General features: G+C 73.2%; 6 protein-coding genes. All 6 read right to left on the reverse strand.

The window, feature by feature from the left end; translation table 11 throughout:
* Positions 1 to 36 precede the first annotated feature (36 nt).
* On the reverse strand, positions 37 to 2,541 hold the full coding sequence (locus ACFC0G_RS13445) for a beta-glucosidase (RefSeq protein ID WP_376401928.1): 2,505 nt from the start codon (positions 2,539 to 2,541) through the stop codon (positions 37 to 39).
* 121 nt (positions 2,542 to 2,662) lie between these two features.
* A complete protein-coding gene (locus ACFC0G_RS13450) occupies positions 2,663 to 3,376 on the reverse strand; it encodes a class I SAM-dependent DNA methyltransferase (protein WP_376401931.1) in 714 nt (237 codons plus the stop codon).
* Between the two features lie 56 nt (positions 3,377 to 3,432).
* Positions 3,433 to 4,713, reverse strand: coding sequence for an activator-dependent family glycosyltransferase (locus tag ACFC0G_RS13455; protein WP_376401933.1), 1,281 nt, complete (start codon positions 4,711 to 4,713; stop codon positions 3,433 to 3,435).
* A 71-nt stretch (positions 4,714 to 4,784) separates the two neighbouring features.
* Positions 4,785 to 6,083: a P450-derived glycosyltransferase activator gene (locus ACFC0G_RS13460; RefSeq protein WP_376401936.1), complete on the reverse strand. Its 1,299-nt coding sequence runs from the start codon at positions 6,081 to 6,083 to the stop codon at positions 4,785 to 4,787.
* Entirely contained in the window at positions 6,065 to 6,910 is an 846-nt protein-coding gene (locus tag ACFC0G_RS13465) for a thioesterase II family protein (protein WP_376401939.1), read from the reverse strand. Before ACFC0G_RS13465 ends, ACFC0G_RS13460 begins: the two co-directional genes overlap by 19 nt.
* Positions 6,907 to 10,980, reverse strand: a complete 4,074-nt coding sequence (locus ACFC0G_RS13470) for a type I polyketide synthase (protein WP_376401942.1) — start codon at positions 10,978 to 10,980, stop codon at positions 6,907 to 6,909. Before ACFC0G_RS13470 ends, ACFC0G_RS13465 begins: the two co-directional genes overlap by 4 nt.
* Between the last annotated feature and the right edge of the window lie 43 nt (positions 10,981 to 11,023).

Raw genomic sequence — 11,023 nt, forward strand, 5'->3', positions numbered from 1 at the left:
CCGGGTGGCGGGCACCGCCGTCTTCGTGGCGTCACGTCAGACGACGTTCACCGTGGCACTCCCGCGCAGGTCCGCGGAGGACGAACCGGTCTGCAGGAGACGGTTGCCCGTGCCGGTCTTCCAGCAGTCGGCTGCGGCGTCCCAGAACTGCAGCTGACGACGGTCGACGTTCACCGTCACCGTCTTCGACTCGCCCGCGGCGAGCGACACCTTCGTGTAGCCCACCAGCTTCTTCTTCGCCTGCGGTGCGGTCACGTTCGGGCTGGCACCGAGGTACGCCTGGACGACCTCCTGGCCCGCGCGCTGCCCGCTGTTGCGGACCGTGACCGTCACCTTCAGGCCGCCCGTGTTCGTGCGCACGACGGTCGGGGCGCTCTGCGTGAACGAGGTGTACGACAGGCCGTGCCCGAACGGGAACAGCGGCTTGACGTTCTCCTTGTCGAACCAGCGGTACCCGACGTGGATGCCCTCGGTGTACTGCTGCTGGTTGTCGACGCCCGGGTAGCGGTTCGGGTCGCCGGCGACGGCGTGCTGGTTCTCGGCGGCCGGGAAGCTCTGGGTGAGCTTGCCGCTCGGGTTGACGTCACCGTAGAGCAGCGCAGCGGTGGCCTCGGCACCCGCCTGGCCCGGGTACCACATGTCCAGGACCGCGCGGGTCTTGGACAGCCACGGCATCAGCACCGACGAACCGGTGTTGAGGACCACGATCGTGTTCGGGTTGGCGTCGGCGACCGCCGAGATCAGCTTGTCCTGCGTACCCGGCAGCGACAGGTTCGGACGGTCGACGCCCTCGGTGCCGTCGTCGTAGGCGAAGACGATGGCCGTACGGGCCTTCTTCGCCGCCTCCACGGCCTTCGCGATCGTCGCGTCGGCCGCCTCCGGCGTCACCCACCCCAGCTCCAGGGAGAGGGGGGTGGCGCTCATCGCGAAGCCCGAGATGGTGAGCTTGTGCGTGCCCTTGGTCAGCTTGAGGAGCGGGCTGCTCACCTTGCCGTAGACCTGGCCGGCCTCGATGGTGTGGCTGCCGAGCTGCACCGTGGCGTAACCGCCGGTGGCGCGGACCGCGATGCGGTACTCGCCGTCGGCGGGCACGGTCAGCGTGCCGTCGTACAGCGCCCCGGCCTGACCCGGCTGGAGCTGCACGCCCTGGTTGAACGCCGGGCTGAGGTTCGCCGCCGGGATCTGCGTCCCGAAGGTCTCCTCACCGGTCTCGTACGTCACCGTCGCACCCGCGCCCGCGCGGGCCTTGATGGTGTCGAGCGGCGCGGCCGCCGAGTCCGGGACGACGTGGGCGCTGCCCAGGCCGGTGACCTTGGGGTCGACGGCGGTCGGACCGATGACCGCGATGCTCTTGCCGGCGTCACCGGCGAGCGGCAGGGCCTGGCCCTCGTTGCGCAGGAGCACCGCGCCGTTCTCGGCGACCTTGCGGGACACCGCCTGGGCACCCGCCTTGTCGCGCTCCGGCCGCGGCGCCGGGGTGGCGAGGAGCAGACCGAACTTGTCCATCTGGTTGACGATGCGCTCCGCCGACCGCGTCACGGCCGACTCGGGGATCGTGCCGTTCAGGACGGCCTGCTTCAGCGCGTCACCGAAGAACTTGGCCGGCGGCGAGGGCTCGCCCGGCGGGATGTCGCCGGGGAGCTCGACGCCCATCTCCTGGTCGAGGCCCTTGGTGATGGCGTCGGTGCCCGGGGTGGCGAGCCAGTCCGACATCACCCAGCCCTGGAAGCCCCACTGCGTGCGCAGCACGTTGTTGAGGAGCTCGTCGTTGCCACAGGACGGCTTCCCGTTGAGGCCGTTGTAGGCACACATGAAGGAGGCCGCGCCGGCCTTGGAGGACGCCTCGAACGCCGGGAACTCGATCTCGCGGAGCGTCTGCTCGTCGACCGTGGCGTTGACGCTGAAGCGGTTGTTCTCCTGGTTGTTGGCCGCGAAGTGCTTGGCCGTGGTCATCAGACCCGCACCCTGGATGCCCTTGATCTGGGCGACCGCGGTGCGCGAGGAGACCAGGGGGTCCTCGCTGAAGGTCTCGTAGTTCCGGCCGCCGTGCGGCACCCGGATGTTGTTCATCATCGGGCCCAGGACCATGTCCTGGTTGAGCGCGCGTCCGTCGCGGCCCATGACCTTGCCGTAGCTGTCGGCCATGGTGTCGTCGAAGGTGCTGGCCAGGGCGACCGGCGCGGGCAGCGCGGTGGCCGTCCTGCCCACCAGACGGATGCCGTTCGGGCCGTCGGCGGCCCGCAGCTCCGGGATGCCGAGGCGCGGCACGCCGGGGAGGTAGCCGACGTTCTGCCGGTCGGGGTCCAGCGCCCAGTGGACGAAGCTGATCTTCTCGTCGAGCGTCATCTGCGCGACGAGCTCCGCCGCCCGGCTCGTGTACTGCACGTTGGCGGCGTCGGCGGCGTCGGCGGCGTCGGCGGCGCCGGGGGCGGCCGCCGCCACGGTGGTGCCCGCGAGGAGGGTACCGACGACGGCCAGGGTGAAGGCCCTGGGGCTCGTGCGGCCGCGCCTGACACGCGGTATTCGGGTCTTACCTGTCACGGTTCGTTTCTCTCTCTTTGCTTGGTGCACCCGGGGGTTCGTCCCGGGGGGCTGTGGGGGGTCCGTAGGCCCGTACGTCCGTAGGCCGTACGGTCGTAGGCCCGTGCGGTCGTACGCGGTACTAGGCGGGCACGCCGACGAAGAGGCCACGGCCCGACGGGCCGCCCTCCAGGTACTCGACGCGCAGCCCGGCGGCCGTGAACGCGGCCTCGTACTGCGCCTGGTGGAAGAGCGTGATGAGGTGGACGTCGGAGAAGTGCCGGACGCCGCGACCCGGGTCGGCCACCGTGAAGTGCACCTCCATGCGCGTCGCGTCGCCCTCCCGCACCGAGTGCGAGACACGGGCCACGGTGCGCCCGTCCCGGCGGACGACGTCCGCGCTGACCCAGCCGTCGGCGAAGGTCTCCGGGAACCACCACGGCTCGACGACGACGACGCCGCCCGGCTCCAGGTGCTCCGCGAACGAGGCGACGGCCGCGTCGAGTTCGTCGGTCGTACGGAGGTAGCCGACCGAGCTGAACATGCTGACGACGGCCGAGAACCTGCGGCCGAGCCGGAAGTCCCGCATGTCGCCCTGGTGGAGCGTGGCGTCGGGCAGCCGGGTGCGGGCGTGGGTGAGCATGTCCTCGGACAGCTCCAGGCCGGCGGTGTCGGCGAACTCCTTGGTGAAGTGCTCCAGGTGCGTAGCGGTGCCGCAGGCCACGTCCAGGAGCGAGGACGCCTCGGGCGTACGGGAGCGCACCAGGTCGGCGATGTCGGAGGCCTCGGCGGCGTAGTCCTTGCCGCGACCGAGGTAGAACAGGTCGTAGACGTCGGCGTGGTCGACTTCGTACACGGAACTCCTGCTTTCGGTGGGCCGGGGGTGTGCCCCGGACGGGTCAGAGGTACGGCTCAGGGGCGGGCGTCGGCCGGCGGGCGGCGGTGCTCTGCGGCGAGCCGCTCCAGCTCGGGGACGATCCCGGCCGGGGTCGGGTCGGCGAAGGTCTCGTCGCGCAGCCGGTGCGCGGCGGCGGTGACCGAAGGGTCGTCGAGGATGCGGACGACGGCGTCCCGCACGGCCTGCGGGGTGAGGTCGGCCGGCGGCAGGAACACCCCGGCGCCCTGCTCCGCGACGGCCCGCGCTTTGACCGGCGCGTCCCACAGCTCGGCGAGCATGACCTGCGGCACCGCGTTGATCACGGCCGTCGCGTAGGTGCCCGCACCGCCGTGGTGGATGATCGCCGAGCAGCTCGGGAGCAGCGCGTGCATCGGCACGAAGTCCGTGAACCGGGTGTGCTTCGGGTAGTTGCGCACCTCGGCGCGCTGGCTCGCGTCGAGCGTCGCGATCAGCTCGATGTCGAGGTCGGCGAGCGCCTCCAGGATGTCGCCCTGCGAGACGCCGTCGCCGCCGAGGACCTCGCGCGCCGAGACGCCGAGGGTCAGACAGACCCGGGGCCGCGCCGGCGGCTCGCTCAGCCAGTCGGGCACGACCGACGTGCCGTTGTACGGGACGTACCGCATGCCGACGGTCGGCAGGCCGGTGTCGAGGCGCAGGCTCGGCGGCGTCGGGTCGACGGTGAACTGACCGGTGATCAGCTCCTCCTCGAACGACGCGCCGTACCGGTTGAGGGTCCACGTCAGCCACTCGGCGGTCGGGTCCTCGCGGTGCTCGGGCGGCTGCTGGTCCCGCAGCGCCACGAACTTGCGACGGGCGCTGCCCATCACGTCGGGCCCCCACAGGACCCGGGCGTGCGCCGCGCCGGTGACCTGCGCGGCGACGGCGCCCGCGTAGGTCGTCGGCTCCCACAGCACCAGGTCCGGCTGCCAGGAACGGGCGAAGTCGACCAGGTCGTCGACCATCGAGTCGTTGTTGGCGAGCAGATAGAAGTACGGCGCGAGGATCGCCTCGATGCCGAGGGCGTGGTCCCAGTCCAGCGGCTCCGGACGGGCCTCGTCGAAGGCGATCGCCGGGTGGTTGGGGCGCGGCTCGCCCGCCATCCGCACCCGGTACTCGTGGATGAGGTGGTCGGTGCCGACGGGCACCGCGGCGAGCCCGGACCCGGTGATGGTGTCCGTGAGCGCGGGCTGGCTGGCGACCCGCACCTCGTGCCCGGCGGCGAGCAGCGCCCAGGCCAGGGGCACGAGGCCGTAGTAGTGCGTGTGATGTGCGAACGAGGTCAGCAGGACGCGCATGGCGTCGTTGTCCTTCCTGCCGGTGGAGGGGCGGGGCGGGGCGGGGCGACGGCGGACCGCGCCCCGGTGTCTCAGGCGCTCACCGGGACGCTCAGCGGCCCGCGGCCCACGGGGGCACGGCGGGGACGGAGCACGGGCCCGGCCTGCCGCAGCCCCGGGAAACGGCCCGCCAGCGTCCGCAGCGCCACCTCCGCCTGGAGCCGCACCAGGGACGCCACCGGGCCGTACGGGCCGGCGGGGTGCAGCGCGAGGTGCGCGGCGGCGTCGCGGCGCGCGAGGTCGAAGCGCTCCGGGTCCGCGAAGACCTCCGGGTCACGCCCGGCGGCGGCCGTGAGGACGACGACATGCGCGCCGACCGGCAGGCGCCGGCCCGCCAGCTCCGTCTCCGTACGGACCACCCGGGCGTCCAGCTGCACCGGCGGGTCGTAGCGGAGGGTCTCCTCCACGGCGGCCGAGGCGAGCCCGGGCCGTTCGCACAGCTCCCGCCACTGCCCGGGGCGGGCGAGGAGCGCGAGCACGGCGTTGCCGGTGAGCTGGACGGCGGCGGTGACACCCAGCGCCGACAACAGCGCACCGTGCGGGCCGACGGCCGTGCCGGCGGAGCCGTCGCGGGAGTCACCGGAGGAGCCGGGGCCACCGGAGGAGCCGTCGCGGGAGTCGGTCGCGGCTTCGGCGAGCAGGGTCGCGAGCGCGGCCAGCGCGTCGTCGGCCGCCCGTACCGTCCGCAGGGACTGCGGGGCCAGCAGACTGTCGGACAGCGGCCGGAGCTGCTCCACGAGCGCGCCGAACTCCGCGCGCCGGTCCGCGGCGACACCGAGCACGGCGGCCGTAGCGGCCGTCACCGCCGGGCGGACGAAACCGCCCACCAGCTCGAACGCGTACGCGGCCGACGGGTCCGGCGCGAGGCCCTCCAGCGTCTCCCGGTGGACCCGCTCGACCACGGCACGGTCACCGGACTCCGCCGCCCGGCGCGTCGCCGGCAGCCCCCGCTCGTGCTCCAGCGGGCTGCCCTCCCCGTACGAGAGGACCTGCTGCGGCACGGGCACGCCGTCGGCACCGGACACCCCGAAGTCCGCGGAGGAGAGGATGCCGGCCGCCAGGGCGTGGTCGGCGGTGACCCAGCTGCCGGTCGGACTGAAGGACAGCGGACCCCGGGCGCGCAGCCGCTCGTACTCGGGATACGGGTCGTCCGCCTGGCCGCGCAGCACGGTGGCGTACGGGTCGCCGTTCGCGGCATGGATCCAGTGGATCCCGCGGGTCTCCAGGAGGTGGGTGCCGAGTTCGCGATCGGCCACCGCGCGGACGGTACGGCCCAGCGGGGGCTGCGTGAGCGCCCCCGTCAGGTCGTCGCTCACCGTGGGTTCTGCCATCTCTTCGCCGCTCCTTCGATAAGACTGGTCGGGGGCTGCACGACACGCGGTTCGGGTGCGCAGCGGGTGACGAGCAGGTGGTCGGAGATGTCGTTGCAGATCTCGTGCCACTGGTCGTTGAGGTAGAAGTGGCCGCCGGAGTAGGCGCGCAGGCAGAACGGCCCGCTGGTGTGCCGCCGCCACTCGGCGACCTCGTTCAGCGGCGCCTTCGGGTCGCGGTCGCCGGCCAGGGCCATCACCGGGCAGCCGAGCTTGGGGGTCGGCCGGTGCTCGTACGTCTCCGCGGCCTTGTAGTCGCTGCGCAGCGCCGGCAGCACCATCCGCATCAGCTCGTCGTCCTGGAGGAACCGGTCATCGGTGCCGCTGAGGCGCCGGATCTCGGCCAGGAAGGCCCGGTCGTCCAGCTGGTGCACGAGCTCGGCAGGCGCCAGGGACGGGGCGCGTCGCCCCGACACGTACAGGCCCTCGGGCCGCACCCCGTGCCGGTGTTCGAGGATCCGGGCCGCCTCGTAGGCGACGGAGGCCCCGAGGCTGTGCCCGAAGAGCGCCAGCCGGCCTTCCTGCCACCAGCGTTCGGTGGCCGCGACCACGTGCTCGGCGAGCTCCTCGACGCTCTCCAGGCACGGCTCGGCGCGCCGGTCCTGGCGGCCCGGGTACTGCACCGACAGGGCCTCGACGGAGGGGTGGAGCTCCTCGGAGAAGCGGAAGAAGTAGCTGGCGGAGCCGCCGGCGTGAGGCAGGCAGACCAGCCGCACCGTGCTGTTCGGCGACGGGTGGAACCGCCGGACCCACAGGCCGCTGTCCACGTTCAGGGATCTGTCGCTCACTGGTTCGCTCCCTGCGCGGTCCGGAGGGAGGCGTTCTGCTCGATGCCGTCGAGCCAGGCCATGACGGCTCCGGCGACGGCGGGCGCGTGGTCCCGCATCATCGTGAAGTGGTCGCCGGGCACGTCCGCGACGGTGTGCGGAAGGTCCCAGTGGGCGCGCCAGTCGCCGCGCTCGTCCGACCAGTCGCCCAGCGGCTCGGAGGCGCGCACCAGGAGGACGGGCGCGCTGCTGCGGCCCGGCCGGGGGCCGGCGAGGAAGCGGGCGTACCGGCCCATGGCGAGCAGCCGCGCGTCGGCCATCGGCTCCAGCTCGCCGGCGAACAGGCCCTCGCCGAGCTGCCTGCTCCATGCCTCGACGGGCTCCTGATGGCCCGGCGGATAGGGGTCGACCAGGACGATCCCGGCGGGCGGGGCGCCGTGGGCCCGCTCAAGGCGGAAGGCGAGCTCGTGGGCGAGCAGGGCGCCGCCGGAGTGCCCGAGCAGGACGACCGGGGCGTCCCCGGCGGCCCGGAGGAGCGCCAGGGCCTGGGCGTCGAGCGCGGTGTCGAGGTCGGCCGGGAGGAGAGCGGTGCCGGTGCCCGTACCGGTGCCGGAGCCGTAGCCGGGCAGGGGCAGCGCGAGGAAGTCCCGCTGCTCCTGGAAGGAGGCGCTGAGCCGCAGGAACTCCTGCGGGCCGCCGTTCGCCGCGGTGCCGGTGCAGCCGACGAGCAGCGTACGGACTCCCGCCCGGTCGTCGGCCGGGGCGCCGGCGAGCAGCACCGGGTCGAGCCGATCCGAGCAGGCCTCGGGCGTGGCGAATTGCGGGCGGAACGCCGAGGCTTCGGCGAGCACACCGAGGAACTCGGAGTACCGGCCGTCGTCCACGGCCTGCCGGAACAGGGCGCGGAACATGCCCCCGTCGGCGCCGGACGCGGTGCCGGGGGTGATGCCGGCCGCAGTGCCGGACGTGCGGCGCGGCGCGGGCACGCCCGATGCGGTGGTCCGCTCCTCCGCGCGGGGCTCGGCGACGGCCCAGCCCCGCTCGGCCAGCTCGCCGCTGACGCGGTCGGCCAGCGCGGCGGGCGTGGGGTGCTCGAACACCGCGGTGGCGGGCAGCCGGAGTCCGGACAGCCGGTTGATGCGGTTACGGAGCTCGACGGCGGTCAGCGAGTCGAAGCCGAGCTCCCGCAGGGGCCGGTCGGCCGCGAGCTCGTCGGGCGTGTCGTGCCCGAGGACGGCGGCCGCCTGCCGCAGCACCATGGCGAGCACGACGCCGCGCCGCCCCTCCTCGTCGAGCTCGGCGGCACCGGGACCCCACGCCAGGCCCGTCTCGGCCTCGGCCTCGCTGTCGGGAGCGGTGTGGGTGGGAGCTTCGCCGGGGGCCGAGGGGTTGATCCAGTAGGGGCGGTGCTGGAAGGCGTAGGTGGGGAGGTCGGGGTGGGTGGCCGTCGTGGGGAGGTGGGAAGTCCAGTTGATGGGGAGGCCGTTGGCCCATGCTTCGGCGAGGGAGGTGGTGAGGCGGTGCTGTCCGCCGTTGTCGCGGCGGAGGGTGCCGAGTCCGGTGACGGTTTCGGGGAGGGCCATGGTGAGGACGGGGTGGGCGCTGACTTCGATGAAGTGGGTGAAGCCTTCGTCCGTGGCGAGTGTCTCGACGGCGGGTGCGAAGCCGACGCGGTGGCGGAGGTTGCGGTACCAGTAGGCGCCGTCGAGGGCGGGTTCGGTGATCCAGGCGCCTTCGAGGGTGGAGAAGAACGGCACCTGCGGCGAGCGCGGGGCGAGCCCGGCGAGGACCTCGGCGAGTTCGGTCTCGATGGTCTCGACGTGGGCGCTGTGGGAGGCGTAGTCGACGGGGATGATCCGGGCGCGGATGCCGTCGGTCTCGCAGGAGGTGGCGAGTTCCTGGATCTGGGTCGGGTCGCCGGAGACGACGGTGGCGGTGGGGCCGTTGACGGCGGCGATGGAGAGCCCGTCGAGGTTCTGGATGCGTGCCTGGGTGGCTTCCTCGCTGAGGGCGAGGGAGAGCATGCCGCCCTTGCCTGCGAGGTGAGCGGCGATCGACTTGGAGCGCAGGGCCACGACACGCGCGGCATCGTCCAGGCTCAGCGCACCGGCGACGCACGCGGCGGCGATCTCGCCTTGGGAGTGGCCGATGACGGCCTGGGGCGTGATGCCGTGGTGCTGCCAGACCTTGGCCAGGGAGACCATGACGGCGAAGGTGACGGGCTGGACGACGTCGACGCGCTCCAGGGAGGGGGCGCCCGGTGTCTGTCGGACGACGGATTCCAGGGACCAGTCCACGTACGCGGAGAGTGCGGTCTCGCACTCGGCCATCGCGTCCGCGAACTCCTTTGATATGTCGAGGAGTTCGGCTCCCATGCCGGCCCATTGGGTGCCCTGGCCGGGGAAGACGAACGCCACGCGTCCGAGGTCCGACGCCGTGCCGCGTACGAGCCCTTCCGGCATCCGCAGCGCGTCCCGCAGGGTCTCTCGGCTGTCGCCGATGGCGACGGCGCGGTGTTCCATCGCCGTGCGTCCGTCGAGGAGTGCGCGGCCCGCCGCGGCCGGGTCCAGGTCCGTACGGCTGTCCGCGTACGCCGCGAGTCGGCTGATCTGGGCGTCGAGCGCGGCCGGGGTCTTCGCCGATACGAGCCACGGGACCACACCGGCGGGGGACTCGACGGACCGCGCCGCCGTCTCGGTGGCCGGGGCCTCTTCCAGGACCACGTGCGCGTTCGTACCGCCGACGCCGAACGCCGACACACCCGCCCGCCGGGGCCGGCCCGGCTGCTCCGGCCAGTCCATGGCCTCGGTGAGCAGGTCGACCGAACCGGCCGTCCAGTCGACCTGGTCCGTCGGCTCGTCCACGTGCAGGGTCTTCGGCAGCAGCCCGTGGCGCATCGCCTGCACCATCTTGATCACACCCGCGAGACCGGAAGCGGCCTGCGTGTGCCCGATGTTCGACTTCACCGTGCCCAGGCGCAGCGGCTGCCCCGGCGCACGTCCCTGCCCGTACGTGGCGAGCAGCGCCTGCGCCTCGATCGGGTCGCCGAGCCGCGTCCCCGTGCCGTGGCCCTCCACGACGTCCACGTCGCTCGACACGAGCCGCGCGTCGGCCAGCGCCTGGCGGATCAGCCGCTGCTGGGACGGGCCGTGCGGCGCCGTGAGCCCGTTGCTCGCACCGTCCTGGTTGATGGCGCTGCCGCGCACGACGGCCAACACCTGGTGTCCCTTGCGCCGCGCGTCGGAGAGGCGCTCGACGAGGAGGACGGCGACGCCCTCGCCCCAGGCGAGGCCGTCCGCCGCCGAGGCGAACCCCTTGGTCCGGCCGTCGGCTGCCATGGCCTGCTGGCGGCTGAACTCGATGAACGCCCCCGGCGTCGCGAGGACGGCCACACCGCCCACGAGGGCCGTCGAGCAGTCGCCGTTCCGCAGGCCCTTCAGGGCGAGGTGCAGGGCGACGAGCGACGAGGAGCACGCCGTGTCCACGGTCACGGCGGGTCCCTCCAGACCGAGGGAGTACGCGATGCGCCCCGAGGCCACGGCGGAGGAGTTGCCGGTGACGACGTACCCGCCGGTGCCTTCGGGAGCGACCCGGATGTCCGGCGCGTAGTCCTGGTAGCCGCAGCCCACGTACACGCCGACGTCCGTGCCGCGCACCGACGCGGGGTCGATGCCGGCCCGCTCGAAGACCTCCCAGGAGGCTTCGAGGAGCTGCCGCTGCTGCGGGTCCATGGCGAGGGCCTCGCGGGGCGAGATCCCGAAGAACCCCGCGTCGAAGCCGGCGGCGTCGTCGAGGAACGCGGCGTTGCGGACGTACGTCGTGCCCTTCCGCCCGGGCTCCGGGTCGTAGAGGGAGTCGATGTCCCAGCCGCGCTCCTCCGGCACGTCGGAGACGAGGTCCTTGCCCGCGGCGACGGCGTCCCAGAGGTCCTCGGGGGACCCGATACCGCCGGCGAACCGACAGCTCATGCCGACGATCGCCATGGGCTCCTGCCGACGGTCGTCCTGGCGGCGGCTCTCTTTGCGGAGTTCTTCGTTCTCCTTGAGAGAGGCGCGCAGAGCGTCCACCAACTGCTCGTTGGAACTCGTCATCTGGGTGTGGTCTTCCGCTCGTGGATGGGGTTGTGGGCGTGTG

The sequence above is a fragment of the Streptomyces sp. NPDC056169 genome, from assembly GCF_042268445.1.
Taxonomy (GTDB): domain Bacteria; phylum Actinomycetota; class Actinomycetes; order Streptomycetales; family Streptomycetaceae; genus Streptomyces.